Source organism: Undibacterium sp. Xuan67W (assembly GCF_049340165.1).
GTDB lineage: Bacteria > Pseudomonadota > Gammaproteobacteria > Burkholderiales > Burkholderiaceae_D > Undibacterium.
The window spans coordinates 167,683-187,152 of the sequence record NZ_JBMPPN010000003.1; the positions used below are offsets into that span (position 1 = coordinate 167,683).

15 protein-coding genes and 1 pseudogene are annotated in these 19,470 nt (G+C 47.0%); 2 read left to right on the forward strand and 14 right to left on the reverse strand.

Annotated elements, in window-relative coordinates; all coding sequences use genetic code 11:
* Positions 1-321 precede the first annotated feature (321 nt).
* From prsT to ettA, 9 genes are all read right to left on the reverse strand, one after another.
* Entirely contained in the window at positions 322-3,105 is a 2,784-nt protein-coding gene (gene prsT / locus ACO0LE_RS03920; RefSeq protein WP_422959104.1) for an XrtA/PEP-CTERM system TPR-repeat protein PrsT, read from the reverse strand.
* 215 nt (positions 3,106-3,320) lie between these two features.
* A complete protein-coding gene (locus ACO0LE_RS03925) occupies positions 3,321-4,436 on the reverse strand; it encodes a GNAT family N-acetyltransferase (protein WP_422959105.1) in 1,116 nt (371 codons plus the stop codon).
* Positions 4,437-4,530: 94 nt separating this feature from the next.
* Positions 4,531-5,562, reverse strand: coding sequence for an SDR family oxidoreductase (locus tag ACO0LE_RS03930; RefSeq protein ID WP_422959106.1), 1,032 nt, complete (start codon positions 5,560-5,562; stop codon positions 4,531-4,533).
* 20 nt (positions 5,563-5,582) lie between these two features.
* Complete coding sequence (locus ACO0LE_RS03935) at positions 5,583-6,863, reverse strand: nucleotide sugar dehydrogenase (protein WP_422959107.1); 1,281 nt, start codon at positions 6,861-6,863, stop codon at positions 5,583-5,585.
* Between the two features lie 181 nt (positions 6,864-7,044).
* On the reverse strand, positions 7,045-7,818 hold the full coding sequence (locus tag ACO0LE_RS03940) for a S1C family serine protease (RefSeq protein WP_422959108.1): 774 nt from the start codon (positions 7,816-7,818) through the stop codon (positions 7,045-7,047).
* Between the two features lie 180 nt (positions 7,819-7,998).
* Positions 7,999-9,090 (reverse strand): trypsin-like serine protease, encoded by a 1,092-nt coding sequence (locus ACO0LE_RS03945; protein ID WP_422959109.1) that lies wholly within the window; start codon positions 9,088-9,090, stop codon positions 7,999-8,001.
* A gap of 282 nt (positions 9,091-9,372) precedes the next feature.
* On the reverse strand, positions 9,373-9,966 hold the full coding sequence (locus ACO0LE_RS03950; RefSeq protein ID WP_422959110.1) for an IMPACT family protein: 594 nt from the start codon (positions 9,964-9,966) through the stop codon (positions 9,373-9,375).
* Positions 9,966-10,397 (reverse strand): flagellar basal body-associated FliL family protein, encoded by a 432-nt coding sequence (locus ACO0LE_RS03955; protein ID WP_422959111.1) that lies wholly within the window; start codon positions 10,395-10,397, stop codon positions 9,966-9,968. Before ACO0LE_RS03955 ends, ACO0LE_RS03950 begins: the two co-directional genes overlap by 1 nt.
* Positions 10,398-10,520: 123 nt before the next feature.
* Positions 10,521-12,188 carry an energy-dependent translational throttle protein EttA gene (gene ettA / locus ACO0LE_RS03960; protein WP_422959112.1) on the reverse strand — a complete coding sequence of 556 codons (1,668 nt, stop codon included), beginning with the start codon at positions 12,186-12,188 and terminating at the stop codon, positions 10,521-10,523.
* 176 nt (positions 12,189-12,364) lie between these two features.
* Between ettA and ACO0LE_RS03965 the strand changes: the two genes are divergently transcribed.
* The gene (locus ACO0LE_RS03965; protein ID WP_422959113.1) at positions 12,365-12,985 is read left to right on the forward strand and encodes an OmpW/AlkL family protein; all 621 of its coding nucleotides are present in this window, start codon (positions 12,365-12,367) and stop codon (positions 12,983-12,985) included.
* A gap of 191 nt (positions 12,986-13,176) precedes the next feature.
* Here ACO0LE_RS03965 and ACO0LE_RS03970 read toward each other — a convergent pair whose 3' ends face one another.
* From ACO0LE_RS03970 to ACO0LE_RS03990, 5 genes and pseudogenes are all read right to left on the reverse strand, one after another.
* Positions 13,177-13,866: a methylamine utilization protein gene (locus ACO0LE_RS03970; RefSeq protein ID WP_422959114.1), complete on the reverse strand. Its 690-nt coding sequence runs from the start codon at positions 13,864-13,866 to the stop codon at positions 13,177-13,179.
* 86 nt (positions 13,867-13,952) lie between these two features.
* Positions 13,953-14,402, reverse strand: coding sequence for a group I truncated hemoglobin (locus ACO0LE_RS03975; protein ID WP_422959115.1), 450 nt, complete (start codon positions 14,400-14,402; stop codon positions 13,953-13,955).
* A 75-nt stretch (positions 14,403-14,477) separates the two neighbouring features.
* The gene (locus ACO0LE_RS03980; protein WP_422959222.1) at positions 14,478-15,347 is read right to left on the reverse strand and encodes a DUF3034 family protein; all 870 of its coding nucleotides are present in this window, start codon (positions 15,345-15,347) and stop codon (positions 14,478-14,480) included.
* 359 nt (positions 15,348-15,706) lie between these two features.
* Positions 15,707-16,168, reverse strand: a complete 462-nt coding sequence (locus ACO0LE_RS03985; protein ID WP_422959116.1) for a group I truncated hemoglobin — start codon at positions 16,166-16,168, stop codon at positions 15,707-15,709.
* 122 nt (positions 16,169-16,290) lie between these two features.
* A pseudogene (locus ACO0LE_RS03990) lies at positions 16,291-17,099 on the reverse strand (DUF3034 family protein).
* A 633-nt stretch (positions 17,100-17,732) separates the two neighbouring features.
* Between ACO0LE_RS03990 and ACO0LE_RS03995 the strand changes: the two are divergent.
* Positions 17,733-19,463: a diguanylate cyclase domain-containing protein gene (locus tag ACO0LE_RS03995; protein ID WP_422959117.1), complete on the forward strand. Its 1,731-nt coding sequence runs from the start codon at positions 17,733-17,735 to the stop codon at positions 19,461-19,463.
* Positions 19,464-19,470 lie beyond the last annotated feature (7 nt).

A 19,470-nucleotide genomic window follows, 5' to 3' on the forward strand; every position in this document is an offset into this window, starting at 1 on the left:
CCTGTGCTGTTAAATAAAAAAGCCACTTCGATGAAGTGGCTTTTTTATTGGTGGGTACTATTTTTCGTTCTGGTATTTGATGCATCAACAAATTGATTCAAATACTTTTGCATTTATTTTTTTGCACACAATGTGAATAACGCCTGTTCCTACTAGCTGGAAAAAAGGCATTTGATCTCGTGTGAGTCATGACTTACACATATTCCAAGCGCTACATAATAAGTTCACCGTGTGTGTCAATGAAGGCGGGGAAGTACACGTATCTGCTTGAGTCTAAGTGGTATCGAGTTGACTGCTGCTTACTAGATACCACTCAGGTGCTTAGAGTTGCTTTAACAAGGCCTTGGCTTCATCTGATTTAGCAAAAATCTTCCCTGGTGCTGTAATGCTCTCCAGTTCTTTCTTTGCTTTTGCCTTGTCACCTGATTTTACAAGCGCTACAGCGAAGTGATAGCGTATTTCCAATGCATCTGGTTGAAGTGTGCTTGCTTTTTCAAGTAAAGGTAAGGCACGCGCTGTATTACCTTGATCCAATAAGATCCACGCAAGTGTGTCCATGATGGTAGGATTGTCACCTGAAAGCTTGTAGGCGCGCTCTGCATACTCAGATGCTTTTTTGTCTTTTTCCTCAGAATAAGCCCAGGCAATATTATTTAATGCAGGAATATTATTCGGATCGTTCTTCAGGATGAGTTGAAACTGTTCGATGGCCGCCGGACGGTTTTTAACCGTGTTCAGTAAGTAAGTGCCCAGGTATAAACGTACACCGAGATCTTCTGGATGCGTTTTTAACCATTGTGCTATGCGGGTATCTGCGTCTTTGGCTTTGGCATCCGCCAGTAAAGCATTATGTAATTTAATGAAAACTGGTCCAGCTGCGTTGATCTTCAACGCCTGTTCATAGGCCTTGACTGCCGGAGCGGACTTCTTCTGCATCAGCAGCGTGTCACCTTCCATTACATAGCCAGCCGGGGATTTTTCCTGCTGTTTCTGTACCTGTCTTGCGATTGCTAGTGCATCGTCAAATTTACCATTTTTAATATGTACGCTTGCTAACGCCAGTTCGGCGTCCAGAAATTTATCATCTAATCGCAATGTCTTTTTCAGCGCATCAACGGCTGAGGTTTCGTTGCCCATTGCCATGTAAGTTGATGCGACCTGGTACTGCGCTGCCGCTGATTCTGGCAACAAGACTGTTAGCTTGGTATAGCTATCCAAGGCGCCGGCTTTATCTCCGGTGAGCATTTGAACTTTTGCCAGAAAATTCATTAACTCAGCACTCTTCTGGTTTGTTGATTGCGTCTTTTTGACAAAGGCCAATGCCTTATCTTTATCGCCCATTCGCAAATAGTGCGTTGCTAGCAACTGTACAATTTGCAGGTTGTCAGGATTTTCAGTGTTGGCACGTTCTAGCCAAACTTTCCCTCCTTCGTTGTCTCCATTGGAGATCGCAAGGCTTGCCAGAGCAGTCATGGCGGGGAGATTTTTTTTGTCTTTTTCTAATAAGGCTTCAAAGCGTTTTTTTGCTACTTCAGGTTTTTTTTCCTGAATGTCTAATCTGGCGAGATTTGCAATTGCTGGGAAAAACGTCGGCTGTAACGAAACTGCCTTTTCAAAACTCAGGCGTGCGTTAGTGATATCTTTTTTATTCAGATAAATGCCGCCTTTAAGATTTTGAATTAGCGGATTTTCTGGTTGTTCTTTTTCTGTGACTTTAACAGCAGCAAGAGCCTTATCATATTCCTTCAATTTTAAATGGGTCATGATCAGCAGAACGCCTGCTTTGGTCGATTTTTCATCCAGATTAACGGCTCTTTCAAGTTCAGCAACAGCTTGCCCGCCATCACCCTGACCCAACTTACTCATTCCCAACGCAGCGCGATAATCACTTTGTTTTGGCGCTAGGGAACTAGCTTTTTCAAAGTATTCAGAGGCTTTGGTGAATTCTTTTGTCATCATGTACGATTCGCCAGCCATTGCCATTAACTGACTATCATCGGGTGTAAGTTTCAGTGCTGTTTCTATGACGGGAATTGCGTCGTGTGGTTGGTTGCTTTTCAGCAGGGTTGCAGCTAAAAGTTTCTGCGCGTAGGCGCTGTTTGGAACTTTACTGAGATACTTTCTTAAGTCCTGTTCGGCCTGTTTAGTCGCTCCTAAGGCGTACTGCACAGCGCCAGATAATAATACCGCTGGCATATAATCCGGAGCGACGCGCATTACCTGTTGCAGTGATTCATGTGCTTCCGTATTTTTGTTTTGGCTAAAATCAAGCAACGCTTGCGTGTACATCACCAGAATATTGCCGCCAGATACTTTCTTTGCAGAATCGATGTCTTTTTTTGCTTCTTCGAATTTTTTTAAACCTATTTGCAAGTTCGCCCGTACCAGCAACGCTTGTACATTTTCTGGTTGCAACTTGATCGTTTCACTATAGGCTGCCATAGCTTCGTCAAGCTTACCCTGCACGCGCATCAGATCACCTTTAAACAACCATGCAGCGATATTTTGTGGATTCTTTGTGACTGCGAGATCAGCATAGGTATTTGTGCTTGCAATATCTTTATTTGCAAATGCCTGTTTGGCCAAACCTATCAGTGCATCAGGATAATTTTCTTTGTCTTTAAGAGCCAGCTCAAATGCTGTCTTTGCCTCAGTCGCTTTCCCCAATGCAAGATAGGCATTTCCTCGTAAGCTCAATAATTGAGCGTCGGACTTGGACTTGGGATCTTTGTCTGTCTCATCAAGTACTTTTTGGAATTGACCTTGTGCCAGTAAGGCTTTTGCTAGATCCATTACAACAAGGTTTTGACTGATGCCAAGACTGATCGCTTTTCTGATTTCTTTTTCCGCAGACAGTGCATCACCGGTTTCGTTATAAATTGAGCCCAATAAAAAACGCACCTCTTTATTGTCTGGATCTTTTTGTAAGGCGTTTTTTAGTTGAATAATGGCAGCTTTGCTGTCACCTTTTTGCTGGTATTGTTTCGCGTCAGCTAATAATTTGTCCGTACTTTGTGTTTTGCTGCATGCGCCTAAGCTTGCGATAAGAACAGCAGATGCGGAGAGCATGGCGATCGATGTGCGTTTGCTTCTGATACGTGACATATTTTTATCCTTTTAACTCAGAAAACTACTCATGAGGAAATATTTGTGTAATCCGCGAAAAACTTATTTTATTAATGAAAAGTCATTATTTTTTGAGCTTACACCATTTTTGATTTGATTCCCATAGCGAGCAACTGAAATACCATGAGTTCAATATGCGATGTGCCTTTTGCGCTTATCTGGCATGTAAACACTCTTTTCTGTCAGGCAAGATATCAATTGCCGAAATGAACTATCTGTCGGATCAGTTTGATTTTGGATCGTACAAAACGACCGCTCAGATGTTTTATCGCTGAGATGACACCAACAACAGTGCGCAAATTAAATGCCATGATTCCCCATCTCTCACGACGGTCAGACATCCAGTCTTGTTTATACGGATCATCGCCGGTCAGATAATCGACTTCATGCACCTTATCGATATCAATTACATGCTGCATGACACGGGCGGTCAGAATCGATCCTATCGAAAATTGTGCGTAACGTTCGTCGTAGGCGAGTTTGTAAATAGATGCTTTTCGGTGGTGAACTATCCATATTTGCGCTGCAACAGCTTGTTCATCAATGTAGGCGATACCTAAGCGTAACCATCCTTGATGAGCGCAGCTAGTCACTAGCCCAGGAATAAATTCAGGGAAACCTTCTGCCGTTTTCCAGCTGGCCTGATATACCTGCTCATAGGCATTTAATGCTTCAGATAATTCATCTTTATCTTGGATGATCTTGATCGTCAGCCGATGCTGCTTTTGAAGCTGTTTCGTTTTTCTGGTGATGGTATTTTTTAGCTTTGACGGAAGACCGATGAAATAATCTTCGAAAGACCTGCCATTAACGTTGAGGTACCAGTTACCAAAACAAAAATAAGTTTGTATCGCGATGCCTGCTCGGTCCAGTGCTGACTGGATTGCCTCGAAACAAGGATCGCTCGTATCCATAGGATGAAAATTAATCGTATCCCAATGCGGTGTTGCTGTCGTCATTGCGGTGATCAGATCGGGTACGTCAGGTATTACTTCATGGTGCTCACCTGCTGCAAACGGGCGAAAAAGCGAGGTATAGAAATTCGCCATGGAACACAGGCGACGTACAGGCCATCCGAACATTGTTGAGTCGTTGGACCACAGTGGACAGATGGTATAGCCAATGCTGCCGTTGCTTGATTTTTTTACCGAATAGATACGTTCCTGATGGTGTTCGGGAGACGCGGTCTTCGCTAAATTATTGAACCAGGTGAGTGTAAGGAAGAAATCTGCGTCGTCCTGGGCAGTGACGGCGTCCGGATTGGACCGGATAAACTCATCAAAGCCGTTATGGACGGAGATTTTTTTCATGAAAATGCCCTCTTCATGAAGGGAAGCGAGATAGCCGATGCCATCTCAGTATATGGTTATTCGACACATTTTCTGAGATGGTTAACAGAGGATTTTAAGCTTGTAAATTCGCTTTATACCAATCCATCGCTTCCCTTAGACCCGCATCAACGCTATGTGTTGGCGCGTAGCCTAATAAATTTTTAGCCTTAGTAATATCAGCCTGTGAGTGTCTGATATCACCGACACGGAACGGTTCATACTTGGGTTGATGCGTTTGAATATGCGCAAAGCTGCTCATCAACAACTGTTGCATCATTTTGTACAATTGATTCAGACTCGTCGTGTCATTGAGAGCAACGTTATAAATCTGATTGACCGCCTCGGGATTCTGACTCAGCGCAGCTAGTAAGTTTGCTTGTACGACGTTATCGACATAGCAGAAATCGCGCGTGGTCTCGCCATCACCATTGATGCTCAAGGTGGAGTTTTTGATCAGCGCTGCGATCCACTGCGGAATCACCGCAGCATAGGCACCATTCGGATCCTGTCTGGGACCGAATACATTGAAATACCGTAGTCCTATCGATTCAACTCCATAGCATCGCGCATATACATCGGCGTATAACTCGTTGACATATTTAGTCACGGCGTAAGGTGACAGTGGTTTGCCAATGACGTCTTCGATTTTTGGTAAATCCGGATGATCTCCGTAGGTAGAGCTGGACGCAGCATAAACAAAGCGCTTGACCTTCGCATCACGGGATGCCGTCAACATCGTTAAAAATCCGGTGACATTGTTTTCATTTGCCAGCAGCGGATCTTCAATCGAACGTGGTACAGATCCCAGCGCCGCATGGTGTAAGACATAATCGACGCCGGTGCAGGCTTGCTGGCAATCTGCCAAATGCCGGATATCACCCTGGATAAAGCGAAAGCTTGACCAGGCTGTCGGCCCGACAAGTTCTTTCACCTGATCCAGATTGTGTTGATGCCCGGTTGCGAAATTATCGAGACCAATTACTTTTTGATTGAGCTTCAGCAGTGTTTCCAGAAGATTGGAACCAATAAATCCTGCAACGCCCGTAATCAGCCAGGTTGACTGATGGTTTTGTAATTGTTCTTGAATAGCTTGGTAGGTTGCCATGTTTTTGATGCCGGTATATTTTAGAGACGCCAGATGCTGAAGCCCGCATCACGCAAGGCGGCACGGTCAAACTTCGACTTGATATCGACGAAGCAGCCATTCGGAATAGATTTCGCCTGATAGTCGGACAAAGGACGTTGCATTAATTCCTGATGGGAAACGGCTGCAATCGTTACCGTTGCAAGCGGTAATTGTTCCCAGGTTTCTAGCTTCAGGCCATATTCGTGCTGCGCTTCTGCGGCATCTGCCAGCGGATCGTGAATATGCACATCAACGCCATACGATTGCAGTTCAAAAATCATATCGGCAACCTTAGAGTTACGCAGATCGGGACAATTTTCTTTAAAGGTTAAGCCTAATACGTTGACGATACAGCCTTTCACATGATGACCGGATTTGATGATTTCTTTGACGACCTTTTCTGCAATAAATTTAGCCATCCCATCGTTGATACGACGTCCTGCCAAAATGACTTGCGGGTGATAGCCCAGCATGTCCGCTTTATGTGTCAGGTAATAAGGATCGACGCCGATGCAATGTCCGCCGACCAAGCCTGGGCGGAAATTCAGGAAATTCCATTTGGTGCCAGCTGCCTCCAGAACTTCCAGTGTATCAATACCGATCATGTCAAAAATAATCGACAACTCATTCATCAAGGCGATATTTAAATCGCGCTGGGTATTTTCGATAACTTTTGCCGCCTCTGCGACTTTGATGCTGGTCGCACGATGCACGCCGGCACGAACGATGCGTTCATACAGTTTTGCGACTTTATCCAGCGTATCTGCATCGTCGCCGGAGACGATTTTTAAAATCGTTGTCAGGGTATGTTCTTTGTCGCCCGGATTAATCCGTTCCGGGGAAAAACCGACGTGGAAATCTTCTTTCCATTTTAGTCCTGAATGCTTCTCTAGGACGGGAATGCAAACTTCTTCTGTTGCGCCCGGATAGACGGTCGACTCATAGACAACGATCGTTCCTTTTTTCAGATGCTTGCCTACTGTTTCGCTGGCACCGATCAAAGGACCAAAATCCGGATTATGTGCCAGATCAACGGGAGTCGGTACTGCGATCACGATATAGTTTGCTTGTGATAATTCGGCAGGATCAGTGCTCACACTTAATTGCGTGGACGCACGCAATTCTTCTGTCGAGAGTTCACCGGTTGGATCGATAAATTGCTTGTAGCTCGCAACCTTGCTCGCTGACAGATCGAAGCCGATGGTTTGCATTTTTTTGCCAAATTCTACGGCTAAAGGCAATCCAACATAACCCAAGCCAACGACGCCAACTATATCCATAAGATTTCCATTTTGATAATGATATTCAGACAATATAACAGATACTCAGAAAAGCCACAATATCGATGCTCCGGTTTTGCCTAAGTCCTTGCTTTATATTAATAATTTTTAATGACCGCAATGTTTCCACTGAGAATTTTTATTCTAAATTTGGATGCTTTTACCTTTTTTAAACTTATTTTTAATTCTTTCGTTTGAGTAAATCATTGACGTAATTAACGGGAATTGCGTACGAAATTCCGCTGGGATTCGTAATGGCGGTTTCTTTCAGACCTTTAATGAATACCATATTGATGACGCCAATGACGGCTCCTGTTTCAGGTTCATACACGGGACTGCCGCTATTGCCCGGATAGGCTGTTGCATCGAGTTGAAATACTGAATAAGCAGCCTTCCTGAGCTGAGCAATTACTTTGGGATCTAAGCGACGGGAGTCTTGTGCTGGTCTGGCAACAGGGGTTATGGATGACACAATGCCGCGGTGTGTTGCGTGATGAAAGCCTAGTGCAGCACCAAGAGGAAAGCCAGTAAAGGCAATTTGCTGACCTTCAGCTACCGTATCGGGATTGCCTAGCATGAGTGCAGGCAAAGGCGTACCGGAAATTTTTAGGCGAGCCAGATCATGTTCTTCGTCGATAGTAACGACAGTTGCTGGGCGAAATTCTGCGGTATCGTCTTTTCCTGTCAGTATGCCGATGGTTTCATCCGCCTCCAGGCTGCTATTGCCATTTACTACGTGTGCATTGGTAATGACGGTTAAACCGTCTCCAACGATAAATCCCGTTCCGCTAAAGCTGACGGCGGGGCTGCGTGTTTTTTTAAACGTGCCGATGGCAACAACAGAGGGCTTAACGGCTTTGACCGTATTGATGAGGTCCTGCGCATGGCAATCACTTGTTGCAAAAAAAATAGATAGAACGACGGACAGGCAGATATGGCGGGAGACATTTTTCATGGCGATGATGTTGAGAAAATCTACCAGTTGGAAGAGTCTTCACCGTAGCGGATTCGTAATAAAAACGCAATGCAATTTCAAACTCTGTGGCGCTTTATTTACATGTGAACGAGATACAGAATCAGGATCGCAGGCGTAAAAAAAGCGACCAGAGGCCGCTTTTTTCAGAGATCAGAAAACTTATACTTTAGAGCGACGACGAATCATCAGCAACATACCCAGACCAAGTCCCAGAATAGCAATGCTGCCTGGTTCTGGAACGATTTGGATCGCGCCACCAGTTGCAGCTACCAGGTAGTCAGTGTAGCTGGCCAACAAGATGCCACCGAAGTAAGTACCGAAAGATCCTTTGACCTGACCTTGGAAATTACCGCTGAACGTGTTATTCGCAACCAGAATGTATTCGCCCGTATTTGGGTCAATGACAAACGACGGTCCGCCGGAATCACCGCCACCAATGCCTGATTCTTTGTCGTTAGGCAGAACTGGTGAGCATACGCCATATTGTGTGCAGAAGGTGTCTTGCAGAACACCTTTAGCGTTCACACCGTCAAAGTCAGCATAGTACACTTCGTTTGCACCACCAAAGCCTTGTTCATCATCACCGTCAAACAAGTCAACATAGTTTTCACCGCTACGTTTTTTTGAGAAGCTAGGTGACACGGTATAGCCGTTAATGCCATCGCCAGATGTGCCATAGCCCGCCATCACGATATGGGTGCCAGACGTGACTGGATTGGAGCTGACCCGGTAGATTTTTGCGCTGGCAGGTGCATCTGTCGACAAGGTAATTACAGAGATATCATCGTTTACGCAGAATGAATTAATGCCTGCCGGGCAGTTACCAAAGCCTGCGTAGTTGGAGTTCATTGAGACAGCAGATGCGGTAATCAACGCGTTCACATTACCATTGCTGTTGAATACAACACGAACGTCATTGCCTGGTTTGTTAATGTCGATGATATGACCATTGCCATCGGTATCAACGCAGTGACCGGCAGATACGACCGAGCGTTTGCCAACCAACGCACCGGAGCAAATGAAGGATTGTCCGTCGTAACGGATATTGATACTGACAACGCCAGAGAATGGTGAGTTAGGCGTGTTGGCATCAACGTGCGCAGCAGGTGAATCAGGCAATGCGCCTGAGGTAATGGTTGGAGTGACGATACCTCCGACGATTGGAGATGCTTGTGTCTGACCTGCGAAAAATGCACTCGCGATTAGAGTCACTCCCACTACTTTATTAAAAAGATTGTTCTGACGTAACATTGCCTCTCCTTGAGATTGGTCGTTCTATATGGTCGATATTTAAGACTAGCTTGTTATCTGTGATATTTGCGTTGTTCGCGAAAATGCTTAATGCAAAAATAATGCCATATATGAAAATATGTTTTCTTTCAGATACTTATGTTTTTTTATAGAAAAAAATGTAAATGAATGTAAAATTTTCCGACAGATTTTGAGGTGAACTTGCTAGTGCTACGGCTGATCTCGGAAATGGCGTGAGTAGCGGGGTGAATTGATGTAATTGATATTATTAATATAATGAATTTAGCAGATATCGGGATCACGTATCTGCAAAGAGCCGCGTAACAAGTCGGATGCCAGTTGTTCAAATACCTGTACTTGCTGCTGTTTTAGCTTGAGGCGCAACTCGACTGTGTCGGCATAGTCAGCACTGACGATGCTGATCTGATGCTGCTCGCATAAACGGCGCAGACTGGATTCATCGGCGAACTGAAGATGGAAAATACGTTCGCAATACGATTCAACTTGTTGTAGTTCGGCAGTTTTAAACGCGTCTGAAATTGCCTGCCCGTAAGCGCGGGTCAGCCCGCCAGCGCCTAACTTGGTGCCGCCCCAATAACGTATGACGACAGCCAGTATGTTATGGAGTTGTTTGTGAACGAGAACGTTGTAGATCGGTCTGGCCGCAGTGCCGGATGGCTCTCCGTCATCGTCTAGCCCGGAATCTCCATCGCAAATCAATGCCCAGCACACATGCACGGCATTGGGGTGCGCGGTGCGGATATTGAGAAGTAAGGAGCGTGCTTCAGCACGTGTGGTAACGGGATAAAGTTGCCCCAGAAAACGGCTTTTTTTAATTTCTATTTCAGCCGTAGCCAGCGAGACTAATTGGTACATCAATTCGATGCTTTCATCCTGCGAGATTTACGGAAAACGTTCGGCCCGCTGGAATAAATTGGCGTAAATCTCGCCCAAAAATTATTGGATAACAAAATTTTCAAAAAAATATCGGTTACACCATCATGCTCTTTGACGTCCAGGGCTTTATTGACGGCATTACGTAATTCCTCTATCAGCTCGCGTTTTCCTTCACCTGTTTGCAACGGTGCCGGTTCTTTGCTGCTCAGGCCAAGCAAAATAAAATGCCGGACGACAGGCATGTACACCTTGATTTTTTCCCCTATTTCCGCGTTCGCTAGTTGCAGCGTCAGGCTGACTTGCAGATAGCGTTCCGAGGTTGATAAATTGACGGTGAAGGGTTCTAGCTTGGTGGTTGCGCTGCCGCCGGATGCACTGGCTTCCTTGCCTCCGGAGTTGGCTGATGCCATTCCCGTGAGCAGCAGTGACGCACAAAAAACACAAAATAAAACAGCTTGGTGAAAGGCGTTATTTTTTTTTCATGATCGACTGCCGCAAAGAAAAATTGAGTGAAACAAGGCGATGAAGAGGAATCAGGTTGTCAAAGGCTTGTAACGAATGCGTTTTGGTTTGGCACCTTCTTCACCCAGACGTTTCTTCTTGTCTGCTTCATATTCCTGATAATTGCCGTCGAAGAAGCTGACTTGCGAATTGCCCTCAAATGCCAGAATATGCGTCGCAATCCGGTCGAGGAACCAACGGTCATGTGAGATCACCATCACACTGCCGGCAAATTCGAGCAAGGCATCTTCCAGGGCACGCAAGGTTTCTACGTCCAGATCATTGGATGGTTCATCGAGCAGCAAGACATTGCCGCCTTGAAGCAAGGTTTTCGCCAGATGCAGACGACCACGTTCACCACCAGACAAGTTACCAACAATCTTTTGTTGATCGCCGCCCTTGAAGTTGAAGCGGCCAAGATAGGCGCGAGACGGCATTTCAAAACGCCCGACGCTTAAAATATCAGCGCCATTGGCGACGTCTTCGAACACGGTTTTGGTGTTGCCAAGATCTTCGCGAGATTGATCAACCAGCGAGATTTTTGCGGTCTGCCCCAGCACGACTTCACCACTATCCGGTTGTTCCAGACCTTTGATCATTTTAAACAGCGTCGATTTACCCGCACCGTTCGGGCCGATAATGCCGACGATGGCGCCCGGTGGAATCTTGAAGCTGAGATTGTCGATCAGCAGGCGATCGCCAAAGGCTTTCGACACGTTTTTAAACTCGATGACTTCATTACCCAGACGCTCGGCGACAGGGATAAAAATCTCTTGTGTCTCGTTACGTTTTTGATACTCGTGCTCGCTCATCTCGTTGAAACGGGCCAGACGCGCCTTACTCTTAGCCTGACGCGCTTTCGGGTTTTGACGTGACCATTCCAATTCTTTTTGCAGGGCTTTTTGGCGCGCGGATTCAGTCGCCTCTTCCTGCTTCAGACGGGCTTGTTTTTGATCCAGCCAGGAAGAGTAGTTACCTTTCCAGGGAATACCAGCACCACGGTCGAGTTCGAGAATCCATTCTGCAGCGTTATCCAGGAAGTAGCGATCATGGGTAATCGCGACTACGGTGCCCGGAAAGCGTAACAGGAACTGTTCCAGCCAATCGACCGACTCTGCATCCAGATGGTTGGTCGGTTCGTCGAGTAACAACATATCTGGTTTTGACAACAGTAATTTGCACAAAGCGACACGGCGTTTTTCACCACCGGACAACACACCGATTTTGGCATCCCAAGGTGGCAGGCGCAATGCATCAGCCGCCATTTCTAATTGCAGTTCAACGTTGTCGCCTGCGGACGTGGAGATGATGGCTTCGAGTCGTGCCTGCTCGTTCGCGAGGGCATCGAAGTCGGCGTCCGGCTCGGCGTAGGCTGCATAGACTTGTTCTAACTTCGCTTTGGCTTCGAATACTTCACCCAAGGCGGATTCCACTGCTTCGCGTACCGTTTGTTCCGGGTCGAGTTGAGGTTCTTGCGGCAGGTAACCAATATTCAGATTCGGCATCGGTACCGCTTCGCCCTGAATATCTTTGTCGATACCTGCCATGATTTTTAGCAGCGAGGACTTGCCGGAGCCGTTCAGACCCAGTACGCCGATTTTGGCGCCAGGGAAAAACGAGAGGGAAATATCTTTCAGAATCTGGCGCTTGGGCGGCACGATTTTGCCGACGCGATTCATGGTGTAGACGTAATTGGCCATTTTTTGAATTTTTTAGTGGTTGAGGTCGATGCCCGCAAGGATACCTCAATGCCGCAGTGAAGACGAGTAAAGAGACGAAATTTGTGCTGCGCACCAATCTTGATTTAGCTCAAATTGCCTGGTGTAGCGCGGCACTACACTTGCCTCATCACTGTTGAAAATAAAAGGAAATCAAAATGAAAAAAATCGCTACTACATTGTCTCTGCTCTCTTTTGCGCTGCTCGGCCTGGCATCGACTCAGGCAATGGCACAACAAAGTCCATGGGAAATCCGTGCCCGCGTGGTGAATATTAGTCCGGCAAATGGCTCTGATCCTGTCGGCGGTGCCGGCGCTGCGGATCGTCTGACTGTCAGCAGTAAAACGATTCCAGAAGTCGACTTCACGTATTTTTTCGCGCCAAACTGGTCGGCCGAGCTGATCCTGACTTATCCGCAAAAACATGATGTGATGCTGGATGGTGTCAAAATCGGCACGTTCAAGCATTTGCCACCAACATTGACGGCTCAGTACCATTTTGCACCCGAAGCACAGATCAGTCCTTACCTCGGTGCTGGTGTGAATTACACGCGTATTTCTGACGTCTCATTGCTGAATGGCGCTGCTGACCTGGATCAACATAGCTATGGTCTGGCGCTGCAAGCAGGCGTGGATTTTAAGCTGGATAAAAACTGGTCCTTGAACTTTGATGTGAAAAAAGTACAAATCCGCAGCGATGTGACGATCGGTGGCGTGAAGGCCAGTGCGGTTAAGGTGGATCCATGGCTGGTTGGCGTCGGCGTTGGATATCGCTTCTAAGCGTTGATGAAATCATCACCGCTGACGATAGAAAAAAGCTGCTCACGTCGATTGAGCGGCTTTTTTTATGGCCCTGAGAGGTATTAGGAATTATTAGAAATTATGAAAAGTTATTGGGAATATTGGAAATATGGGGAGTATTTTTCAATCACACCGTAAATAAAGCGGATAAAGCACTGTTTATGGCCATACTAGTACCCAGTATTAGGTTTTGGCAACTGGGCAGGTTTTCTTGGAATAGGTACGAAGTCAAATTGAAATTTCAACGGTGCTGACTGATTGTTGATGGTGACGGTCTGGCTCAGGGGCGGCTTGATGCTGCCCATGTTCGGGTGCCAGGCTTTGATCTCGTACTGTCCGTCGGGCAAATTCTCTATTTTTGCCACACCGCTGGCATCTGTCTTCGCAAAGTAAGGTGTTTCCAGCACCAGCACATAGGCGCGCATCCAGTTGTGCAGCAGGCAGTAAACCACGACGATACCCGCTTTATCAAACAACACTGGCGGCGGCGTCACCCCTTTTTCATAGGTTTTGATTTCAAACTCTTTGGAGGGGGAAAACGACTTTACGTGATGTTCCATCTTGTCGTAGTTCGGGAACTTGACCTGCGAACCCACACGGATCGGCATGACATACGGTGTAAATTGCATATCGCTTTGCGCAATAATCGCGGCTTCGGTCTTCGCCGTCGCAGGCATCGGCGCGCCTATCGGCGTCGCATACACTACGACGTCCGACATGACGGCGCTGTTTTTATCAATCGCCAGACCAAACACGGTTGCTGACCAGGCCGGAGAGATCGATCCTAGACTACCTAATACGCATAGCAGCAAGCCTGTTTTAGAGAGCCTGAGCCAGGAGTTGCGGTGGTGTGAAAGCATGATGGGTCCGGTAAGTGAGATGAGTGAGGGGAGCGTCGCATTCGCTAGCTTGCAGTGAAGGCGACTCGCCCTCCAATGTACACCAATTATTTACTGACGATAGGTCGCTGCATCGGTGCAAGTTTCGCCACGAGTTTATTCGACACAGATGAAGGAATATTATTTTTCTCCATGGCGATTTGCAGGTCTTCGGCGAGTGCATTGAATTGCGCGTTGGTAACGTTCATACCTTTGTGCGCTTCAGCCATATTCTTGCCGCTGTACTTGCATGGGCCGCCGCTCACTTCGCAAAACTGCTCTGTCAACATGAGTGCCAGGCGTTCCATATCGGTATCTTTGAAGGCGGCGTTAATGCGTGTGTCAGCTAAGACAATCGGTAAAAAATCACCGACAATTTTACTGATACCGGTTTTTCCACCGAGGTCTTGATAGACTGCGTCCGGTGCCGTCTGAGCAACAGCACTGGTGCTGATGCAGACACAGGCGGCGAGAAGGGAGAGAAGATATTGGCTACGACGGATAAAATGAGTGCGCATGATCATGTCTTTCTAAATAAGAGTGTGGATTCAGCTTGACGAGCGGGTACACATCATCAAGCTGCATACGTGAAATCAGAAGCCTGCTTGCAGCGATAAATACCAGCCGCGTTGATTGGTCGGATTGAATACAGTGATATCGCCCAGCGTCGCATAAGCCGCAGTGATCGACAGATTCTTTGTCGGGAAATAGGCGACAAAAACGTCGTAGTAATCTTTTTCATTATCGACGCCAAGGTTGCGTGGCTTCATACGGTATTCAGCACCGATTGCCAGCTTGCGATTCACCAGATAGGCCGCAGAGCCTTCCAGCATTGGCTCATATTTATTTTTCTTATCGCCACCAAAACCAAGGATCCCCATTTGGTTTGCCTTGGTCATACGCAGGGTGCCGTTGATCAGCAGACTTTGTTCCAGATAAATTTTGGTTGCTGATGCATAGTAATCAACTCCGCGGTCATCGTTGGCACCGAGTTGCTTGACGTTGGTCACTCCCAGGGCACCCAATCCGCCGATACCGTTATTGCGCTTGATCATGGCGCCGACCGCGATTTGCGGCATCCAGCTGTCTTGCTCATAGACCGCATCGCCCAGGACTTTGACTTTGACACCGACAATATCCTGTTGAATATTCAGCGCATTCAAGGGAGCTAGACTGCCAGTGAATTCTTGTTTCGCGATAGATAACTCCACTCTATCGGCGATGCCGACAGCAACGCCGTAGGTTTTTAAGCCGTAATCTTGCGTTTTCACCTGTGTGTAGTGCACGTTAGCACCGTAGCTATCGCGTGAACCATAACCGGAAATCAGCGCCCAAGGCGTCAAGCCGCCACCGCCCGCACCTTCTAGCTGGCTGACGCCACCGGTGGCGGTCAGTTTGCCCATATCCGGCGTCAGGTCTTGCGCGCCAGCAAATTGGCACAGCAATAGGCTGCTACTGAGCATGAGAGTTGGTAAAAGTGGTTGTCTGAGAAGCATCTTGATTTCCTCGTTAGGTTATAAGTCAGTGCAACGCACATATGGCGTCCCCTGAATACATACGTGGCCGTGCAGAAATCGGATTCAACGAATTTAAAAAATTAATACAATCAGGAGAAACCAGGAAAAACGGTTGAGAAGAGTAGCTGAGAAGAGCAGTTGATAAAAGCGGTTTAAAAAAAAACGGCGGAAGACAATAGCTGAAAAAAGAGAGCAACCCTGTAGCGCAGAAAATCAATAAGACCCTACCAAGATCACAGCAAATAGAGCTCATCTATTCCTGTGGATGAAAGGCGTTGTATGTCGGCCATCATTACTATAAAACGTTACATTTTCGGCGTCACGATATCCCGTTTCATCGGTGCTAATTTAGCAATTAGTTTATTCTGTGTTGATGTGGGAATCTGATGTTTGTCCATGGCGGTTTGTAAATCTTCTGCTAAGGCGTTGAACTGGCTTGCCGTGATGCCCAGTTTATCGTGTACCAGCTTCATATCGTCACCGGTGTATTTGCACGGGCCGCCAGAAAGGACGCAGAATTGCTCTTTGAGTAACTGACTGAGGCGCTTGATATTGGTCTCTTTAAATGAGTCTTTGATGCGTGCATCAGCCAGGACCAGCACAATCAGATCATCGACAATCAGGCCGATGCCCGCCTGATTGCCTAGGGCCTGATATAAAGCGCTGGCGTCAGGGTTTGCCTGTGCGTGGCACGCGGGGGCGGCAACCAGTAAGGGCAGACTGATGAACAGGGCGGCTAGTGGTTGATACAAAGCGGTATGTCGCATAACCTGATCCGTGTTAATTGAAGTGATGTTACTAAAACCGGTACGATGCCAGCGATGTTAGTGTTTGGTCTTGTTTTTTGCAGTAGTGACCAATCGTGACGGCGTCATCGTTTGTTCGTTTGTTAATTACCAACCTGTAGTGACAGATACCAGCCGCGTTGATTTTTAGGATTAAAAATAGTGATGTCACCCAGATTGGCATAGGCGGCAGTCACAGAAAAATTTTTATTCGGAAAATACGCCAGGAAGATATCAGAAAAATCTTTTTCATTGTCGACACCAAGGTTGCGTGGCTTCATTCGGTATTCCACGCCAGCGACCAGCTTGCGATGGATCAGATAGGCGGCGGAGCCTTCGAACATTGCCTGATAGTGATTGCTCTTATCCCCACCAAAACCGAGAATACCCATTTGATTTGCCTTAGTCAGACGCAAGGTCGCGTTCAGCAACAGACTTTGATCCAGATAGAGTTTGGTCGCTGACACGTAGTAATCAACCCCCGTGTCATTGCTGGCACCGAGTTGCCTGACGTTGCTTAATCCTAAAGCACCTAGCCCGCTATACCGTTATTGCGTTTTAGCATGACACCAACGGCGATTTGCGGCAGTAATTTATCCTGATCAAATACCGCATCACCAGTCAGTTTTAATTTAATGCCGACAATGTCTTGCTGAATATTCAGTTGATCGAGCGGCGCCAGGCTACCGCTGAATTCTTGTTTTGAGAGCGACATTTCCAATTTATCGGCGAAACCCACGGCGACTCCGTAAGTCTTTAGTCGGTAATCCTGGGTACCGACTTGAGTAATGTGCGCGTTGATGCCGTAGCTATCTTCGCTGCCATATCCGGTGATCAAGGCCCACGGCGTAATTCCGCCACCGCCAGCGCCTTCGAGTTGTTTGACGCCGCCTGTTGCAAGGAGTTTGCCCATGTCGGGCGCCGGAAAATTATCAGCAGCGGCACTCGCTGCGAGTCCGCATAGCGTGGCGCTGAGCAGAGCGACCCTGATTGAGCGCAATGTGTTTTGATACATTCATTACTCCCTGTACGCGTCGTAAAAAATAAGCTTTGAGTCGTTTGCAAACCATTGCAATGAAGCGTAGCAGGCTTATGCTTGCTTTGGCATTACTTCTTCATCACAAAAAACGTCACGAACAATATCCGGAGGACAAAGTTTTTCCTGAAACTCAATTAAAAGTACGTTGAAACCAAATTGAAGTTCAGTTCAACTTTAGGTCAACTATTGTTAAATACTGTTGAAAAAGTCATCGTCAAACCGTAAAAATTCAGCGACGAATTTGACAACACTTTACCAAAAAATACCCACACCTCTCATGGAAAATCGTATCAGCCAGCGACAAGTCTCTATATTATTGAGTTGTGTATAAATTTCGATACATTGTGATGCGTCACTCTGGCTATCTATGCCGAGTGATCCGTTGTCCATTTGCAAAAAGAAGTAAAACCATTTTGCTATAAAAGAAAAGTAAAGCGAAATGCGCCCCTTGCCTCTCATGCGGCTGCGACCAGAGCATCGTCGGATTATCATCAGGAACCCAAAGGCATGAGCAAGTCTTCCTTACGTCGCGAACTGGTTGTGCCCATTACTGTGCTGGTGATAGGCGTGTCCGCGGCGATTGCCTGGGTGTCGATGAAGGCGGGAACCGATGCCGTGCATACACTGACGCAACGGGTCTTGATCGATATGGTCAACCGGATTAGTCATGCGACGGAGCAACATCTTGATGGCGCTCTGATCGCCCTGGAATCTGTTGCTCCCGATCCCAAGCGTCAGCCAAAGGCGCAGAATTTTTCCGATGATCTGCATAATCTCGAAGTTAAATTGTGGGCTGCCAGCGGTCTGTTCATGGATGTGAACAACTATGTCTATTACGGCGGTGAAGATGGCCGTATGGTCGGCGTCTTCCGGATACGCAATGATTTTGTCGAGTTGTACTGGCATGAGCCAAATACCGCTTTGCGTCAGGTTTATAAAGTCAATGCCCCGGGCGACCGTGCCGAAGTATTGCGTACTGATCAATACGATCCGCGCAAACGGCCGTGGTATCAGGCAGCGGCGCATACCGACAAGCCGGTATGGTCAAAAATTTATAATGATTTTACGTCCGCAGAACCACCAGTGACGCTGGCCAAAGCGGTGTATCAGCAGGACCGTTCCCTCGCTGGTGTTGTCGCGACGGATGTCACCTTGAAAGTGTTGTCAGATTTTTTGCGTACGCTGGATATTAGTAAAAATAGTGTGGCCTATATCATTGACAGCGATGGTTACATCGTTGCGACCTCGGGTGAGGAGCAGGCGGTAAAGCGGGTGAATGGCGCGCCTGAACGTTTGCTTGCCTCAGAAATGAAATCGCCACTGATCAGCGAGACGTATAAGAAAAGCGACACCTGGCAACGCAAAATTTTGCAAGGAGACAAAACAGTCTCTTCGACTCAGCAGTTAGAGCTCGCCATCGGGACGGTCGATGTCGCGGTGTCATCGCTGGGAACCAAACAGGGCTTAAATTGGCTGACCGTAGTTGCTGTGCCGCGTTCAGACTTTATGAGCAGCATCAATCAAGGTTTTTTTCAGAGCTTGGTGATTGCTATCGCCTGTATCGTATTTGCCCTGACCATTGGCCTGACGATTGTCGATAGGGTGATCCGGGATATCCGCAAGCTGACCAGTGCGGCAGAAAAATTTGGCGATGGACAACCTCTGCCTGAATTGAATATACGACGTGATGACGAAATCGGTATTCTGGCGCAGACCCTGATTGAAATGGAAAACAAGCTGCGTTTTGATAAGCTGACGCAGGTCGCCAACAGAGAATCCTTATTCGCACAAATCAATTACCTGCAAAAAAATGCCATGAACAAGGCGCATGGTCTGGAGGTATTTACGTTGCTATTCGTCGATCTCGACCGCTTTAAGTATATCAATGATAACTATGGACATGATGCCGGTGATCGCGCACTGGTGATTATTGCCGCTCGTCTTCAAGCTTCTATCCGGGATACTGATATCGTGGCTCGTTATGGCGGCGACGAATTTGTGTTGCTACTGAAAGATACAAAGAGTTCGATCGATATTCACAATATGGTTGAGAAAATTTCTACCCTGGTAGAAGAGCCGATTGCACTCGATGACGTGATTGTCAGCGTCGGCGTATCAATCGGCTGGGCGAGTTATCCGGAAGATGGCGACGATTATGTGCGACTGATTAAGATCGCGGACAGTCGTATGTATAAACGGAAGCGGGACCGGAAAAATAAACAGATGCATTTGGTCTAATGCAGAA